Here is a 16,530-nt window from a genome sequence, read left to right on the forward strand (position 1 = left end):
TCGGTTTTGCTGAGATCAGCTTTCCGTAATCGGCGCGATCTGAATTTCGACGCGGCGGTTCTGGGCGCGTCCGGCTTCGCTCGCATTCGACGCGACCGGCTGCGACGGACCAAAGCCGACGGCGGAGACGCGGCGCTGGTCGATACCCTGCCCGCCGAGATAATCGGCAACCGAAAGGGCGCGCCGCTGCGACAGATCCTGATTGTGCTGCAGGCTGCCGGTGGAATCCGTATGGCCATTGATATCGATCAACGTGCGATTGAACTTCCGCAACACGATCGCCACCGAGTTCAGCGTCGGATAGAAGCCCGGCTTTACGGCGTCCTGATCGACGTCGAAGGTGATGTTCGATGGCATGTTCAGGATGATGTTGTCGCCGTTGCGCGTGACCGAAATGCCGGTGCCCTGGAGCTGGGCGCGAAGTTCCGCTTCCTGCTGGTCCATGTAGTTGCCGATCGCACCACCGGCGAGCGCGCCGAGACCGGCACCGATCAGCGCCGCGTTGCGTGGGCCGTGGCCGCGTCCGCCAAGGGCGGCACCGGCAAGCGCACCGCCGACAGCTCCGAGCATAGCCCCGCCCGCGGTATTCGACATTTTCTGCTCGCCCGTATAGGGGTCGGTCGTAGTGCATGCGGTCAAATAGCTGGCAGCAACTGCCAAGAGTACGAATTTCTTGATCATAGACAGAAAGCTCTCCCTTCGAAGCTGATGCGAGCAAATATTAGGAAATGCGGCGACAAGATGAACGCATTCCTCTGGATAGAGCAGAATCGGTGGATTGGACACGTGCCGCTTGCACAAATCCCGGCATATTTACCGATTTGCCACAGGCGTTACCGCGGAGCGTGGAGACCAGCGGATGGCCGGGCCGCCGGAACGCAGCAGGATCGACCGGTTAAATGAGGCGCTCAGGAGCAGAAACGCCGCCGTGTTTGACGGCGGCGCGCCTTCGGGCGAGAGGTCGAATCTATTCCGCGGCCTGAAGATGCTTCGGATCGGGCACGACTTTCGGACGTGTCGCAACCGCCATTTCCTCGTGCAGCCGGGCCTCTTCGTGAGCATGAGGCGTGGCAAAACGCGCGATGAGGAAATACGCGACCGGCGTGATGAAGAGCGTGACCAGCGTCGCGAAACCCAATCCGCCGACGATGACCCAGCCAAGCGCAATGCGCGCTTCCGCGCCCGCTCCATGCGCGAAGACCAGCGGAACGCCGCCGAGAATGGTCGCGATCATTGTCATCATGACCGGACGAAGGCGAAGCGCGCAGGCACGCTCGATCGCCTCGCGAACCGCTACCCCGTGATCCCTCAGCTGGTTGGCGAATTCGACGATCAGGATGCCGTTCTTCGCCATGACGCCGACAAGCAGCACCAGGCCGATCTGGCTATAGATGTTGAGGCTCGACCCAGTGATGATCAGCGCGAAGACCGCGCAGGCAAGCCCAAGCGGAACGGTCGACATGATGATCAGCGAGGAAAGCACGCTTTCGAACTGCGCCGCCAGCACCAGGAAGATGATAACGATCGCAAAGGCGAAGGTAAGCGCCATGCCGCTTGAATTCTCTTCAAGCGTGGCCGCTTCGGCAAGCGGAACCAGACGCGCGCCAGGCGGCAGGATCGGGGCAGCAAGCTCCGACACCTGCTTGACGGCATCGCCGAGCGACATGCCATCCTTCAAGCCTGCGGTGATTGCGACCGAAGCCAGCTGCGATTCGCGGTTCAGCTGCGGCGCGACCGCCCCTTCCTTCATCGAAGCGATGACCGATATCGGTACGATCTTGCCGTCGCCTGTTTTCAGGAAGACGTTTTCGAGATCCGTCGGATCGTCGAGCGGCCGGGTGGTCGAGGTCAGCAGCACCGGGTAGGCTTCGCCCTTGACGAAGACGTCGACGACGGAGCGTCCCTCAAGCAGCGATTGCATCGCCGTCGATAGCCCCGTGATATCGATGCCAAGATCCGAAGCGCGTTCGCGGTCGATGGCGACCGAGACCTGCGCCTGCGTCGGCTCGTTGGTGAGGCGCGGCGTATCATACTGCCCGGTCGCGTCCAGCGCCTGCACCAGCTTGACCGCGGAAGCCGTCAGGCTCTCGTAATCATTGCCGACGACCGCCATCTGCAGGCCGTTACCGGCGCCGCGAATGCGTAGGCTGTTCGACTGGATCGCATTGCCGCGGAGTGCGGGAACACGCGCTGCCGCCCGGTTGATATCCTGAACGATCTCTGCCTGCGTCCGGTGACGCTCACTCCAAGGCGCCAGCGTCAGCACCATGAAGCCGCTATTAGCCGAACCGCCCTGCCCGGAGATCGTGAAGATGTTTCGGATGTCGCCGCTTTTGAGCAGCGGCTGCAGGTATTCTTCGACGAGCTGCAGCTTGTCGCGCGTGTATTCGAGGCTTGATCCCTGCGGTGCGGTGAGCCGCATCATCACCATCGCGCGGTCTTCGTTTGGCGTCAGTTCGTTTTTGACGGTCGAGAATGCGACAAGCGCTGCGCCGGCAAAGAAAATCGACGCCACCAGGACGACCAGGGGGGCGTTGAGGCAGCGCTGCAGGCCCCATTGGTAGACACGTGCGAAGATGCTGCCGAACCGGCCGAGCGCGCCGTGATCTTCCAGCATCGGCTTCGTCAGCATCCGTGACGCCAGCATCGGACATAAAGTGAGCGCGACGATCGACGAGAGACCGACCGAGAACGCCAACACGAACCCGAATTCCCGGAAGAGGCCGCCGACCTGTCCCGGCAGGAACGATAGCGGAATGAAGACCGCGGCAAGCGTTGCCGTGGTCGCGATAACGGCGAAGAAGACCTCGCGCGTGCCGAGCACCGCCGCCGCCCGCGGCCCCATGCCTTCGGCCCGCCGGCGCACGATATTTTCCAGCACCACGATCGCGTCGTCGACGACGAGACCCGTGGCCAGAACGATCGCGAGCAGCGTCAGGATGTTGATCGAGAAGCCGACGAGGTAGATTGCAGCCAGCGTGCCGATCAATGCAACCGGCATGCTGACCGCCGGGATGAGGGTTGCCCGCCAGTCGCGCAGGAAGAGATAGATGACGCCGGTAACGATGACCGCGGCAAGGATCAGCGCCAGGACGACCTCATGGATGGCGCCCTGGATGAACACCGCATCGTCGCTGGTGATCGCGATCTTGGTGCCCTCCGGCAGCGTCTTCGACAGCTGCTCGACAACCGTCTTGATGCCGCTCGAAATATTGAGCGTGTTCGATTGCGCCTGGCGAATGACGCCGAGGCCAATGCCCTGAATGCCGTTGGAGCGCAGCGCCGTCTCGCCGTCGCGCGGTCCGAGGGTCACGGTCGCGACATCACCAAGGCGTACGTGGTCCTGCAGGATGACCTTGGCGAAATCCTGCGGGTTCTGCAGGTTCGCGGTCGCGCGCACGACGATATCCTGCGTCGCACTCTTCAGCGATCCGGCCGGAACGTCGAGCGCGGAACTGGAGAGCGCCTGCGTCAGATCGCCGACCGTGAGACCGCGGCTGGCGAGCGCCCCCTGATCCACATCGACGCGGAAGATCTTTTCCTGGTCCCCATACTCCTCGACATCGGCGACGCCATCGACGGAAGCCAGGCGGTCGACGATCTCGTTTTCGACGAGAAGCGTCAGATCATCCATGTTGAGATTGGTGGACGTCACCGCAAGACGCATGATCGCCTGCGAATCCGAATCCGCCTTGACGATCTGCGGCGCGTCGGCTTCGTCCGGAAGCTGCTGCGTGATGCGGCCGATCGCGTCGCGCACGTCGTTTGCGGCAACTGCAAGGTCGACGCTGTCGGAAAACTCCAGGGTCACGCGGCTTTGGCCGAACTGCGACTGCGACGAGATCGACTTCAGGCCACTGACGCGCGCAGCCGCGCCTTCGATCACCTTGGTCAGCTCCTGATCGATCGTCTGCGGCGACGCGCCGTCGAAGGTCGTGCGTACGGTCACGACCGGGCGGTCGACATCCGGCAGCTCGCGCACTTCGATACCGGCATAGGCCGCGAGGCCCGCCACAACCATCAGTGTGTTGAAAACCAGCGCCAGGATCGGCCGGCGCACGAAGAGGGCCGTAAAGGTCTGCTTGCCGGACGCTCTCTCGGGGAGTTCGGTCACGCTCATTGTGCCGTGACCTCGCTGCTCGAGGCCACTTCATTGGCGACCCGCACCGCCCCGGCTTCGCGGACGCGCTGCAGGCCCTGCGTTACGATGGCGTCGCCATCCTTGATGTCGGCCTTGACGAGCACGAAATCCGGATTGCGCTGCACGATGCTGACCCGCACCTTGCGCGACTTGCCGTCGACGACGCGCCAGACGAAGGAACCCTGCGAATCCCACTGAACGGACAGCGGGTCGACCGCCGGGTATTTGTCGCCGGCAAACTTCATGCTGACATTGAAGGACATGCCGGCGCGAAGCTCGTCCGTACTGTTATCGATCCGTCCGCGGATGCGCAGTGTCCGGCTTGCCGCGTCGACGCGGTTATCCACCGCCTCGACTTCGCCGGTGAACACCTGGCCCGGCCGCGCGACCGACATTGCCTCGACCGGCTGGCCAACGGAAACCGTATTGGCGAAACGCTCCGGCACCCAGTAGTCGACCAGGATTTCGGAGCGGTCGTCGAGCGTCACGATCGGCGTGCTGGTGGTCACGTTGTCGCCGATGTTGACCGGGACGATGCCTACGATGCCATCGATCGGCGCGACGATATTGCGCCGGGCAAGATTGAGGTCGGCGGCCTGCAGCTGCAACCGCGCACCCTGCTCGACGATCTCGGCATCGAACACATCCATGCGCGAAACGCTGGATTTGATGTTGTGGTAGAGATTGGATTTCTCCATCGCGCTCTTCAGCGCCACCTCCGCCTGCCCCTTGGCGATCACCTGTTCTTCGCTGTCGAGCTTGGCGAGCACCTGTCCCTGTTTGACCTTGTCGCCCGACTTGATGAGGATTTCGCGGATCGTGCCTGTTGCCTGCGGCGTCACGGCCACCGAGCGGATCGCGTCACCCGTGCCGATCGCGTTCAGCCGGTCGTTCACGACGCCCTGCACGACAGCCTGCGTCACGACGAGAACGGCGCCATTGCGCGCCCCGCCGCCGTTGCGGCCTCCACCCTGGCTGCCCTGCCCCTGCTCTGATCCGCCGGCATCGGATGTCTTCATGGCCGGAGCCAGCTTGGCCACGAGGCTTTCCGGAACTCCCGCATTTCTTAAAGTATCAGCCGAACCCGGCACAAAGAAAATCCATCCGGCAAAGCCGGCCGCAATAACGATGATAGAAAGAACAATCTGCTTCCAAAAAGCCATTCACGTCTCCAGGAGGGACTCGAGGTTAGACCAGGGTCGGTCGTAAGAGGCGTCTGTCAGACACAATCGCGTGTCTGCGGCAATATCGCCTCTTTACAAACCGGCTTCAAGCGTATCCATCCGTCATTACAGAATTGTAATCTCGGCGAGATCCGAAAAGTCGAGATGCAGGTCACTTTTGCTTGAGCATCCACGTATTTTTCGACAGATTTCAGCCGCCGCTTCTTCAGTAGAACAGAAAAGCGCAGTAAAGCGGCAACGCCCGTCCCGACAGTCCGAGGGAGACCTATGCGCCCCGCCTTTCCCTTCCTCCTCAGCTTCACCGGCGGTTATGTGGACACAGCCGGGTTCCTGGCGCTCGGCGGTCTGTTCACCGCCCATGTCACCGGCAACTTCGTGACGCTCGGGGCTGCACAGGCCTTCGGGACCTCGGGCATCATCGCCAAGCTTCTGGCGCTGCCGGTCTTCTGCATCACCATCTTCCTGCTGCGTTACCTCACGCGACGCACGGCGGATGAGCGCAGCTTGCGGACGATGCTGGTCCTGAAACTGCTTTTCCTCATCGCCGGAGCCGCCATGGCAATCCGCCTCGGTCCTTTTTCCGATCCCGACGGCCTGCCGCTCGTTGTCACCGGCATGCTGCTCGTCATCGCCATGGCGATCCAGAATGCCGCGCACCGCATCCACCTCTCCGCCGCGCCGCCCGGCACGCTGATGACCGGCACGACGACACAGATCATGATCGACCTCGCCGATCTCGCCCATGGAGGCCCGGCCGATGCGGAAAAGCCCGTGAAGCCGCGGCTTGCCAAGATGGCGCTCGCAGTCGCCACCTTCGCGCTCGGCTGCGGGCTTGCAGCTCTCGCCTATGTGCTCGCAGGCCTCTGGTGCTTCGCGTTTCCGCCGCTTCTTGCGCTCGTCTCTGTAACCCTCGCCTTCCGCCCGCCGGAAAGCCCGTAAAACTTGGCGGAATGAAAGCAGAACATCTTTTCTGGTCTTTCCAGCCCGAATCACTACATTACGCGCCATGAGCAACAGTTTCGACGATATTCCCTTCTTCGACGAAGAGCCCGGCGAAGCGCCGCGCAAGCCGCAGGCGCCCGCTCCTGCAGGCGGTGGGCTCGCTGCCCGCGCCATGGCAGCGCGCGACGGCGGCAGGCGGCCGGACTACCTCGCAGGCCTCAATCCGGAGCAGACCGAAGCCGTCGAGACGCTGGACGGCCCGGTCCTGGTTTTGGCGGGTGCTGGCACCGGCAAGACCCGCGTGCTGACGACCCGTATCGCCCACATATTGAGTACCGGCCGCGCCTTCCCTTCCCAGATCCTCGCCGTCACCTTTACCAACAAGGCTGCCCGCGAGATGAAGGAGCGTATCGCGCTGCTCGTCGGCGGCACCGTCGAAGGCATGCCCTGGCTCGGCACCTTCCACTCAATCGGCGTCAAGCTGCTTCGCCGTCATGCCGAACTCGTCGACCTGCGCTCCGACTTCACCATCCTCGATACCGACGACGTCGTGCGCCTGATCAAGCAGTTGATCCAGGCCGAAGGCCTCGACGACAAACGCTGGCCGGCCAAGCAGTTCGCCGGCATGATCGACACCTGGAAGAACAAGGGCCTCGGCCCGGCCGACATTCCCGAAGGCGACGCCCGCGCCTTTGCCAACGGCCGCGGCCGCGAACTCTATTTCGCTTACCAGTCCCGGCTTTCGACGCTGAACGCCTGCGATTTCGGCGATCTCTTGATGCATCCGATCGCCATCTTCCGCAGGAACCCGGACCTGCTCAAGGAATATCACCAGCGCTTCCGCTATATCCTCGTCGACGAGTATCAGGACACCAACACGGCACAGTACATGTGGCTGCGGCTGCTGGCCCAGCGGCCGAAAGGCGAGCTGCAGAACGTCTGCTGCGTCGGTGATGACGACCAGTCGATCTACGGCTGGCGCGGCGCGGAAGTGGACAACATCCTGCGCTTCGAGAAGGATTTTCCCGGCGCCAGGGTCATCAAGCTGGAGCGCAACTACCGCTCGACCGAGCACATCCTCGGTGCCGCCGCCCACCTGATCGCCCACAACGAAGGCCGCCTCGGCAAGACGCTCTTCACCGATCGTGCCGATCCTGAGGACGTCAAGGTGCAGGTGCACGCCTCCTGGGACAGCGAGGAAGAGGCCCGCGCCATCGGCGACGAGATCGAGGCGCTGCAGCGCGACAAGCATCTCCTCAACGACATGGCAATCCTGGTGCGCGCCTCCTTCCAGATGCGCGAATTCGAAGACCGCTTCGTCACGCTCGGCCTCAACTACCGCGTCATCGGCGGCCCGCGATTCTACGAGCGTCTCGAAATCCGCGACGCCATGGCCTATTTCCGCCTCGTCGCCCAGCCGGCAGACGACCTCGCCTTCGAGCGCATCGTCAACACGCCGAAGCGCGGCCTCGGCGACACGACGGTGCGCGCGCTGCACGACTATGCCCGCGCCCGCGACATCCCGATGCTGGCAGCAGCAGCCGATATCATCGAAACCGACGAGCTGAAGCCCAAGGCGCGCAAGGCGCTCTTCGACGTCGTGCAGTCCTTCCGCCGCTGGCAAGGGCTGCTCGAAAACACGCCGCATACCGAGCTTGCCGAGCAGATTCTCGAAGAATCCGGCTATACCGACATGTGGAAGGCCGACAAGACGGCCGAAGCGCCGGGACGGCTGGAAAACCTCAAGGAACTCATCCGCTCGATGGAAAGCTTCGAATCGCTGCGCGGCTTCCTGGAGCACGTCGCCCTGGTCATGGACGCCGAGCAGAACGAAGACCTCGACGCTGTCTCGATCATGACGCTGCATTCAGCCAAGGGCCTGGAATTCGACACCGTGTTCCTGCCCGGATGGGAGGAAGGCCTCTTCCCGCACCAGCGGGCGCTGGATGAAAGCGGCCGCGCTGGTCTCGAGGAGGAACGCCGCCTCGCCTATGTCGGCATCACCCGCGCCAAGCGCCGCTGCCACATCTGGTTCGTCTCCAACCGCCGCATCCACGGCCTCTGGCAATCGACGCTTCCCTCGCGCTTCCTCGACGAGCTTCCGGAAACCCATGTCGCGGTCGCCGAGATGGAGCAGTCCTACGGCGGATACGGCCGCGGCGGCTACGGCCAGTCGCGCTTCGACAAGGCCGATCCCTTCGCCAATTCCTATTCCACTCCCGGCTGGAAACGTGCACAGCAGAACAAGACCGACGCCACCCGCGACAACTGGGGTACCCGCTCCGGCCACGCCGTCGAGCGCATCGGCTACGGCGAAAGCGGCCCCAAGGGCCGCACCATCGAAGGCGAACTGGTCGCCAAATCCACCTCCACCGAACCCTCGCGCTTCCAGATGGGCGACCGCGTCTTCCACCTGAAATTCGGCAACGGCAACATTACCGGAATCGAGGGCAACAAGCTGACGATCGATTTCGACCGCGCGGGGCAGAAGCGGGTGCTGGACGGGTTTGTGGAGCGGGTTTAGTGCCTAACCGAACGATAACGTGCGCGGCATCTCATCCCACGTTTGGCCTTGATATTCGCGTCCGGTCTTTTTCTTGTTTACGCCGCCCCACTGCTTGAAGAAAAAGGCTGTTCCCGCCTCATCGCAGGCTGCTTTGATTTCATCGATCCAAGCAATGTCCATGGGCCGAGCGCCCGGGCCTGACTCCCCACCAACTATTGCCCAGTCAATGTCCTTCAGGGCTACGTGTCCTACGCTGCGCAATAACGGCTCAAAGGATACGAATCGGACAGCAGCCGGAGTTGCACGAAGATCGTCGATGCGATCGACATAGTCGCCGCTTTCGACAGACGTGCCCAACCAAACATTTTCAAGTATTGGGAAGTTACCTGACGCAAGAATTCGGGCCATATTATCCGGCCTCTTTGTCAAAACCTGGAAGACATGCCAATGCGCATCGGCCATCGTCTCCCAAACCCGACGGATAAACTCGACGGGAACCTTATCTTGAAATAGATCGGACATTGAATTGACGAAAATCATCCTTGGCTTTCGCCAAGAAATGGGCGCCGCAACGACGCGCTCATTGAGGACCACTTTGCCTGTCCAAACATGACGTTTTCCGCTTTTGCGGGTAGTTCCTCGATAGCTACCATGCCCCATAGCATCTAAACGCGCAGCCATGCGCATGGCATAACAGTTGGTGCAGCCAGGCGAGATTATGGTGCAACCAGAGACCGGGTTCCAAGTCGCGTCTGTCCATTCGATATCCGATAGACCTGCCATTATTTCCTCGTCATGATATCGCGCGCCACCCTCTGAGCTAAGGTTTTTGCTCTGTCTCCCGGATTCGCACAAGCAAAAATCAAGGAATAATAATGTCGTCCATTCCTTCCCAACGGAAGCCACTTCTTAGATACGCCACCTCCAAAGTTCGTCTCCATGCACTCAATCATGTATCGAGTGATACCATCGGCGGTGGCAATCTTTTGCTTATCGGTATTGCTGGCCGCAAACATATCTGTCTGAGCGGACATTGTCTCCGCAACAACTTCTTTTCGCCAATCAAACGGGCCAAACATCCGATCGATCGATTCTTCAGCATCCTTCAAGATAATCCCAGACGCTTTGATTTGGCGAGCCACACCAAGCCATGCCGGAAACAGATACCAAAGATCAGCTTTCTTAGACTCAGCGATAACTCTAAGCGTGTCCCATCGCACCTGATTGCCGAAGGGGTCGAGGAAAATCAAAGCTCGATCAGAAGGCCCGAGTTTGGTGCAAAAGTCGGTTACAACATCATTCGCGTCCCCATCGCGAACCTCTATGCGGTCTTTCAAATGGGGATAGGTGTTTGCGAGTTGTTGTAGCTCGCTGGCATTCTTTCGTTTCAGATCGGAGAACACATACCTTGAAAACGGTATCTCCACATCCAACGCTCTTCGAACAGATCCGACAATGACTGCTTCAGAATCTTGGATACCCGGAAGCAAAGGCATTGCTGCCCCAACTGGGATTTCGCCTGTCCCGGCAAATGCATCAAGATAGTGAAGCCTAAACGGCCGCTGCGGAGAGGGCTTATTTTGCAAAACCCTCGTATAAAAATTTGCGTAATCGAAAACAGTATCTAGTTTGACTTTGGTATGCGTGTGCCCGAACGGTTTTTGCACCATCAATTTCCCCAACACAGAACATAGAGAGAACTTAGCAAATAGAAACGAGCAGTCAATTACGGTTGAAGAATATTTTCTTTGTACTTTTAAATTGTAAGCACCGCGTTCCATTCGTGACTTTGCATCTGCGTCTCGCGTGAGCTCGCTACACCGCTCACCCCAGCATCGGCATCCTGCCCAATCCGAGAATATCGTTGACCAGCGCAACCGCGATCCCCACGGCGACGACGATAAGCCCGATGAGGAAAAGCCGCCGCGAGCGGTCGTATTTGGCGGCAATCAGCGAATCCCGCGCCAGGAGATCGGCAAAGACCTTTACCTGGATAGCGATGCCGGCTGTCAGGAGCAGCATCGGCAGGATGTCGATGCGGCTCCAGTCGTTCGGGTTCGAAACCCAACGGCTGAGGAATGTCAGCGAAAAGCCGAGAATGATGCCTGCCGCCGTCAGCGAACCGTTGCGGAACGTCGCGTCGATCTTCTCCTCAGGACCGGGCTCGGGCATGGCTTGGTTTCCGGCTGCTCTCCTTATGCAACAAAGGCAGAAATGGCCTCAAACGGCAAGGGGCTGCCCACAGGCGTCCCGGTCTCTTCCCCGGCGCCTTCGGCTCTGAAGGCATGGATGCGAGCACCCTCACCCCTTCGTGACTTCGCATTCCGCCCTCCCTCCCGCATAATCCCGCCGGGCTGGAATAGGAGGTGCGGATGAAACGCTATTCATTGTCCCTGATCGGCCTATCTCTCGTGATCGCCGTTCTCGGCAATCCGGGACTTGCTCTGGCCTGCAACAAGATTATCGGGACCTGACCTCTGGTAGCACTCATGCAAAAAGGCGCGGCCGGGGCCGCGCCTTTTTGCTGCCCGCCATTCAGGCCGGCGTGCAGGCGATCTTTGCGCCGCGCTCTGCAAGGAGGCCGCGCAGCAGGCTGCGGTGGCAGCGGTTTTCGTTTTCGCAGTAACAGCCGACGGAGAAATTGGCTGTGTGCGAAAGTGCCGCCAGCGTGTCGAGAACATGGCTCGTGTCGTGTGCCGCCATCTCCTTGAGGTAGCCACGCGAAAAGGCCTTCCACTCGGCTTCCGTTTCCGCCGCCCGGGCCTGCGTCACCAATTCCTGGCTCGGGGCCAGCATCGGCAGCCAGACGTCGTAATAGTCGCGGCTGGAAAACTCTTCCTTCGGCACGCCGCGCGGCGGCCGCCGGACGGTGCCGATGCGCAGCCCCTCGTCTTTTTGCCGCGGCGTCCCCAGTCGTACGATGCTGATTGCCATCGCTTCCTCCGATGATCTTCCCGATGCCTATCTAGTCCCGGGGGAAGCAGCCTGACAATATGCCGCAGCATCTCAAGCGCCTTCCGGGCGCGCAGTTGCCTCCCAGGGGTGTCCCGGCTGCATTGATGCCAGCGGACGGTGAGATTTTCCGGCTCGCCCGCGCAAATCAGGGCCAAAATTCATTAGCAAATTCAAAGAAATACAAGCGGTGACCAAAAGGTTAACGCGCAAGGCTCCCCGCCGTCAATCGTACTTCTCGCCTGTCAAAACGACGCTTTGACGGTATCCGCAAATCAGCTTAGCCCGGCGTTGTCCGTCCATGAAGGCCGGGCTTCACGACGAACTCGCAAAGGAGGTTCAAGTGACCAGTGTTTCATCCTTAGGCAGTGCGCTTACCCAGTATCAAGCTCCCCTCAACCCACTCGACAAGAACGGCGACGGCGTGGTTTCCGCCGATGAGCTCGCGGCCGCCAACCAGTCGCCCGGCCCAAGCACCAGCTCCTCCGCCAGCGATGGCGGCGATAATGGCGCAAGCATCGTTCAGAAGATCACCGGCGACATTCTTTCCCTGATGCTGCAGATGCAGCAGCAGAGCGACGACGGCAGCGATGACTCTACTGACGATTCCAAAGGCGTGTTCGCCTCGATGGATACGAATGGAGACGGCAAGCTGACGACGTCGGAATTGCTCTCCGCCGAGCCAGACGCCGCCGCATCGGGTGACGCCAGCGGCGAAAGCGATCCGTTCTTCGCCAATATTGCCAACGACATGCAGACTGCCCTTCAGGCCTACCGCAATACCTACGGCGCCGCCGAGACGGCCGATGCCGCAGCACAGACGACACAGGCGCTCTGACCTCTTCGCGCCGGATCGCAACGGATGGCCTGTACGCGCCATCTCACGAACAAGGCTCCGCCGGGGGAGCCGCCAGCCCTCGATTTACAGGCCCGTTCGGGCGAAACCCTTGGTCAAAGCAGGCGCGTCCAGAGCGTCCTTGCCGACACAATCGGCGCTCAGCTGGCTTTCCTGATGCCTGTGCTCTGCTATGCGAATCCTATATTGCCTTCTATGGACTGATGAGTCCCTGGCCCCATCACACAGCCTGACAATCGAAAGAGCCGCCGAATGAAAGCATTACTGCTGACCGATATTCAGATTGGTTTTTGCCCGGGGGGCAATCTTCCCGTACCGGAAGGCCATCAGGTCGTGCCGATTGCAAACGCCCTGATCGACAGCGGTCAATACGATCTGATCGTCGCCTCGCAGGATTGGCATCCGCCCGGCCACGGAAGCTTTGCCTCCTCCCATCCCGGCAAGCAGCCCTTTGAAATGGGTGAGCTTTCCGGCATGCCGCAAATGCTGTGGCCCGATCACTGCGTGCAGAATACCTCGGACGCTGAACTGCATCCGGGGCTGAAATCCGAAGAAGTACACTTTATCCAGCGGAAGGGCGAGAATCCGCGGGTGGACAGCTACTCCGCCTTCCGCGACAACGACAAGGCGCACTCGACCGGCCTTGCCGATTTCTTTCAGGAGCGGGGCGTAACCGAGCTCGACATCTGCGGTCTGGCGACCGATTACTGCGTGAAGTTCTCGGCGCTCGATGCGCTGGACATGGTACCCGGAATCAGGGTTCGCTTCATCGAGGACGCGAGCCGCGGGATCACACCGGAAGGTGTTTCCGCCGCAATCGACGAGATGCGCGCCCGCGGCATCGAAATCATCGACAGCCGAAAGGTGCTTGCCGCCTGAGTCTCAATCTCGCGCGGCTGCTTAATCATCGCTGCTTCGGCCGCTCACCATTCAGCAAAATCGATCGGTCGATCAACGAAATTCGGTTGCCGCGCGGGCGTCAGGCAAATAGAGCAGGTGCGTTTTGAAGAAGGATAGGTGCCGATGAGTCGCGCGGATTTTGTCGAGGGTTTGCGGGGCGGCTTTACGGTGGCACTGGCGTCCGCGCCCTTCGGAGCTCTGTTCGGCGCGCTTGCCGCCGATCACGGCATGTCGCTTGCCGAACTCACCTTCATGAGCGCGACCGTCTATGCGGGCGCCAGCCAGATGGTCGGGATCGAGCTTTTCGGCGGCAATGTCCCGGCCTGGGTGATCGTCGCCTCGATCCTCGCCGTCAACTTCCGGCATGTCCTCTATTCGGCGGCGATCGCCCGCCATATCCGCCACTTCACGCCGCTGCAGAAATTCTTCGCCTTCTTCCTGCTCGTCGATCCGCAATTCGCTGAAACCGTCAACCGTGGCGAGTCGGGCAAGCCCGTGACCTTCGTCTGGTATCTCGGCTTCGGGATCATCATCTACATTCCATGGGTGCTGGTCAGCCTTATCGGCGGCATGCTCGGCAGCTTCATCGGCGATCCGAGAACGCTCGGCCTAGACATCCTGCTGCCCGCCTACTTCCTGGGGATTGTCCTCGGCTTCCGCACCCGTGACAATTTCCTGCCGGTGGCGCTCGTCAGCGCCGTTGCCTCCGTGATCGCCTATCATCTCGTCGGCTCGCCCTGGCATGTCAGCCTCGGCGCGGCCGCAGGCATCGTGCTTGCCGCCCTGCTGCCCCTGCCCGCCGTCCACCAGCCAGAACCCGCAAACGAACCGCACGAGGTCTGATCATGGAATTCGATCTTCACATGATCCTCGTCATCATTGCGGCGGCGATCGCCACCTACGCGACGCGCATCGGCGGCTACGTTCTCATCACCACGATGAAGCGCATACCGCCGCGCGTGGAGGCAGCGCTGAATGCCGTGCCCGCCGCCGTGTTGACGACCCTCGTCGCTCCGGCCTTCTTCGACGGCAACTGGGACTCCAAACTCGCGCTGGTCGTCGCTCTCATCGTCGGCCTGCGGGTGTCGCATACCTGGATGCTTGTTGCGGCCTGGTTGATCGTCATGGCCTGGCGCCGCACGATCGGCATCTAACGAAAAAGGGCGGCTGGGCCGCCCTTTCCTTTTATCGTTGGTAGTGACCGCTCAATATTCGAGCGGTAGCGTCGCATTCTCCAGCCACGCCTTCACGTCCTTGTCGTGGATCAGCGGCATCAGCGCCTCGCGGGTGCGGGCGTGATACTCGTTGAACCAATGCCGCTCGTCATGCGTCAGTAGCTCGGGGATGATGAGACTGCGGTCGATCGGGCAGAAGGTGAGCGTCTCGAAGCTCAACATCGGCATGTCGCCGCCCTCGATCGCTTCGGGCCGCCGGATATAGATGAGGTTTTCGATGCGGATGCCGAAGCTGCCCGGCCGATAATAGCCCGGCTCGTTTGAGAGGATCATGCCGGGCAGAAGTTCCTGCGTCGAAATTCGCGATATGCGCTGCGGCCCCTCGTGCACCGAAAGATAGGAGCCGACGCCATGGCCGGTACCATGCCCGAAGTCCACCCCTGCTCGCCAAAGCGCGATGCGCGCCAGCGGATCGAGATCGCAGCCGCGCGTGCCTTTCGGGAATCGTGCCGTGCTGATCTGGATCATGCCCTTCAGCACTAGCGTGAAAAACCGCTTCTGCTCCTCGGTCACCGCACCGATGCCGACGGTGCGGGTGATGTCGGTCGTGCCGTTGATATATTGCGCGCCGGAATCGATCAGGAAAAGCTCGCCCGCGTTGATCGTCCGGTCGGTATCGACCGTCACCCGGTAGTGCATGATCGCGGCATGGTCGCCAGCGCCAGAAATCGTGTCGAACGAAATGTCCTTCAGCGGGTTCTGCATGTTCTGGCCGACGCTCGCCCGCACCGACTCGAGCCTTTTGGCCGCCGCGATTTCCGTCACCGTGCCCGGCTTTTGCTCCGACAGCCAGTAGAGGAACTCGACCATGGCCGCGCCATCCTGCAGATGCGCGGCCGCCGAGCCGTTGAGCTCGACACTGTTTTTGACCGCCCGCGGCAGCTTGGCCGGGTCTGCGGCCTCCACCACCTCGCCGCCTGCCTTGCGGATGATATCGGCAAGCGCATAGGAGGCGATTTCCGGATCGATCATCACCCGTCCGCCATCCTTGGAAACGGCCGCAAGGCGTTCATCGAGCGCCGAAGGTGGAAGCTGTACGCATATCTGCGCGAGATAGGCTTCCGGTTCGATGCCTGTCTTGCGCTTGTCGAGGAACAGCTCCGCCTTCCCGTCGGCATGGATGATGGCACGCGCCAAGGGATGCGGCGTATGGGGAACGTCAGCCCCGCGAATATTGAATGTCCACGCGATCGAGGATGGATCTGCGATCAGCACCGCCGCGACATTCTTCTTCGCCAGGTCGGCGGCGGTCGTCGCGATCTTGTCTTTTGCCAGCACACCGGCCTGCACGACGTTCTGGATCGTAACGGGCCCAAGCGGCTCTGCCGGACGATCCGTCCACAGCCTGTCGAGCGGATTGTGCGGCAGGATCACCAGCGTGCCGCCGATCTCCGAGAGCGCTTTTTCAAGCCGGCGGACCTCGGCCCCGGAATGCAGCCACGGATCGATGCCGAGCCGCATCCCCTGCTTGCCGTTTCGGGGAATCCAGACATGCGGGGGTTCGTTGACGAGGTCGCCGCCGGTAAAGACTGAGCCGTCGACCTGTTCCGCAAGCTGCGTCACGTAACGGCCATCGACGAAGACGATCGCTTGGGTGCGGTTTATGAGCGCGATGCCGGCCGATCCTGTGAAGCCTGTCAGCCAGGCCAGACGCTCCGCACATTTCGGCACATATTCGCCGTTGAACTCATCCGCACGCGGGACGAGAAAGGCGTCGATTCCGAGCGCGTCAAAACTTTCGCGCAGCAGCTGAACTCGATCGCGGCCGAATTGTGGCGTGGAGGTAACCTCAAAAGACTGGAACATACTGAAAA

At 61.1% G+C, this 16,530-nt stretch carries 14 protein-coding genes; 6 read left to right on the plus strand and 8 right to left on the minus strand.

Annotation, left to right across the window (positions count from 1 at the left end; all coding sequences use genetic code 11):
- Positions 1–15: 15 nt before the first annotated feature.
- The 3 genes from ACPYOJ_RS01960 to ACPYOJ_RS01970 all read right to left on the minus strand — a co-directional run bounded on the left by ACPYOJ_RS01960 (position 16) and on the right by ACPYOJ_RS01970 (position 5,304).
- Positions 16–681, minus strand: a complete 666-nt coding sequence (locus tag ACPYOJ_RS01960; protein ID WP_481414745.1) for a YiaD family glycine zipper/OmpA-like lipoprotein — start codon at positions 679–681, stop codon at positions 16–18.
- Between the two features lie 286 nt (positions 682–967).
- On the minus strand, positions 968–4,120 hold the full coding sequence (locus tag ACPYOJ_RS01965; RefSeq protein WP_481414746.1) for an efflux RND transporter permease subunit: 3,153 nt from the start codon (positions 4,118–4,120) through the stop codon (positions 968–970).
- Positions 4,117–5,304, minus strand: coding sequence for an efflux RND transporter periplasmic adaptor subunit (locus ACPYOJ_RS01970; RefSeq protein ID WP_481414747.1), 1,188 nt, complete (start codon positions 5,302–5,304; stop codon positions 4,117–4,119). The genes ACPYOJ_RS01965 and ACPYOJ_RS01970 overlap by 4 nt, the downstream gene beginning before the upstream one ends.
- 288 nt (positions 5,305–5,592) lie before the next feature.
- On the opposite strand from ACPYOJ_RS01970, the gene ACPYOJ_RS01975 reads away from it, so the two are divergent.
- Positions 5,593–6,264, plus strand: coding sequence for a YoaK family protein (locus tag ACPYOJ_RS01975; protein WP_481414748.1), 672 nt, complete (start codon positions 5,593–5,595; stop codon positions 6,262–6,264).
- Positions 6,265–6,331: 67 nt separating this feature from the next.
- Positions 6,332–8,791, plus strand: coding sequence for an ATP-dependent helicase (locus ACPYOJ_RS01980; protein ID WP_481414749.1), 2,460 nt, complete (start codon positions 6,332–6,334; stop codon positions 8,789–8,791).
- Between the two features lie 3 nt (positions 8,792–8,794).
- Here ACPYOJ_RS01980 and ACPYOJ_RS01985 read toward each other — a convergent pair whose 3' ends face one another.
- The 4 genes from ACPYOJ_RS01985 to ACPYOJ_RS02000 all read right to left on the minus strand — a co-directional run bounded on the left by ACPYOJ_RS01985 (position 8,795) and on the right by ACPYOJ_RS02000 (position 11,707).
- Positions 8,795–9,556 carry a DUF5131 family protein gene (locus ACPYOJ_RS01985; protein ID WP_481414750.1) on the minus strand — a complete coding sequence of 254 codons (762 nt, stop codon included), beginning with the start codon at positions 9,554–9,556 and terminating at the stop codon, positions 8,795–8,797.
- A complete protein-coding gene (gene tcmP, locus ACPYOJ_RS01990) occupies positions 9,556–10,554 on the minus strand; it encodes a three-Cys-motif partner protein TcmP (RefSeq protein WP_481414751.1) in 999 nt (332 codons plus the stop codon). Before tcmP ends, ACPYOJ_RS01985 begins: the two co-directional genes overlap by 1 nt.
- A 43-nt stretch (positions 10,555–10,597) precedes the next feature.
- Positions 10,598–10,945, minus strand: a complete 348-nt coding sequence (locus ACPYOJ_RS01995; protein WP_481414752.1) for a hypothetical protein — start codon at positions 10,943–10,945, stop codon at positions 10,598–10,600.
- Positions 10,946–11,308: 363 nt separating this feature from the next.
- Positions 11,309–11,707 carry a DUF488 domain-containing protein gene (locus ACPYOJ_RS02000; protein WP_481414753.1) on the minus strand — a complete coding sequence of 133 codons (399 nt, stop codon included), beginning with the start codon at positions 11,705–11,707 and terminating at the stop codon, positions 11,309–11,311.
- A 361-nt stretch (positions 11,708–12,068) separates the two neighbouring features.
- On the opposite strand from ACPYOJ_RS02000, the gene ACPYOJ_RS02005 reads away from it, so the two are divergent.
- From ACPYOJ_RS02005 to ACPYOJ_RS02020, 4 genes are all read left to right on the plus strand, one after another.
- Positions 12,069–12,563: an EF-hand domain-containing protein gene (locus tag ACPYOJ_RS02005; RefSeq protein WP_481414754.1), complete on the plus strand. Its 495-nt coding sequence runs from the start codon at positions 12,069–12,071 to the stop codon at positions 12,561–12,563.
- 270 nt (positions 12,564–12,833) lie between these two features.
- Entirely contained in the window at positions 12,834–13,460 is a 627-nt protein-coding gene (pncA, locus tag ACPYOJ_RS02010) for a bifunctional nicotinamidase/pyrazinamidase (protein WP_481414755.1), read from the plus strand.
- 144 nt (positions 13,461–13,604) lie between these two features.
- A complete protein-coding gene (locus ACPYOJ_RS02015) occupies positions 13,605–14,324 on the plus strand; it encodes an AzlC family ABC transporter permease (RefSeq protein WP_481414756.1) in 720 nt (239 codons plus the stop codon).
- A gap of 2 nt (positions 14,325–14,326) precedes the next feature.
- Complete coding sequence (locus tag ACPYOJ_RS02020; protein ID WP_481414757.1) at positions 14,327–14,635, plus strand: AzlD family protein; 309 nt, start codon at positions 14,327–14,329, stop codon at positions 14,633–14,635.
- A 51-nt stretch (positions 14,636–14,686) separates the two neighbouring features.
- On the opposite strand, the gene ACPYOJ_RS02025 is transcribed toward ACPYOJ_RS02020, so the two are convergent.
- Positions 14,687–16,522, minus strand: coding sequence for an aminopeptidase P family protein (locus tag ACPYOJ_RS02025; protein WP_481414758.1), 1,836 nt, complete (start codon positions 16,520–16,522; stop codon positions 14,687–14,689).
- Positions 16,523–16,530 lie beyond the last annotated feature (8 nt).

It is taken from the genome of Rhizobium sp. SVR5-9E (assembly GCF_056755095.1).